The sequence below is a fragment of the Variovorax sp. P2_H12 genome (assembly GCF_056403395.1).
This window is the reverse complement of sequence record NZ_JBFUFO010000119.1, coordinates 1-732: the sequence shown is the minus strand read 5'-3', so window position 1 is coordinate 732 and position 732 is coordinate 1. Positions and strand designations below refer to the sequence as shown.

Sequence of the window (732 nt, the reverse complement as noted above, 5' to 3'; positions counted from 1 at the left end):
GCGCTTGACCATGCGCGGCCGGGTGCCCGTGGTGGTCTTCCGCGTGATGTGGCGGGTGTCGTCGCGCAGTCCCGAGACGGTGCGGTCGGGCGGGCTCGGCACGGTGCCGTCGACCACCCCCGAGCCGGCGGGACCGGTGGGCACGGTGTGGCTACCGGGACTGCTGGGCCCGTCGGAGCTGCCGCAGGCGGTGAGCAGGGCGGCCAGGAGGACGGCGGCGAGGACCGGACGAATACGGATCCGAGCCGTCGAGGTCCTGACGGACCGTATGGACTGGCTGCTGTCGGGCGGGTTGGTCACGGGACGCCTGTTCTGGACGGCGGGGACAGTGGGGGCTGTTGTCACCACTGGCTGACCTGCGCGAAGGTACCTCACGGCCGACGGCGTGGGGCATCGCGGGCAACGGTCCGGGCCGTCGGCCGAAGGTGCGGGCATCCAGGGTGAGTTACCCCTCTGCGCAGTTCCTCCGGCTATGCCCCTGCCGGGTCGCCATCGCGCCCCGGACCCGGACCGTCCGTGCAGGTCAGGGCCGTACGACAGAAAGCGGATCTCCCTAGGCTTGGCCCATGCCCATCCCACCCGCATATGCCCTTGTCGCGACGGACCTGGACGGCACTCTGCTGCGCCACGACGACACCGTCAGCCCCCGCTCCCGTGCCGCGCTCGCGCTGGCCGCCTCGGCGGGGGCGCTCCATCTCGTTGTCACCGGGCGGCCGGTGCCGGGAATACGGA

1 protein-coding gene is annotated in these 732 nt (G+C 72.4%); it reads left to right on the top strand.

All coding sequences use genetic code 11. The features are described from left to right. Positions 1–566: 566 nt before the first annotated feature. Positions 567–732: HAD hydrolase family protein (locus AC1DYK_RS35465; protein ID WP_478170534.1), on the top strand; the 166-nt coding region annotated here is incomplete at its 3' end.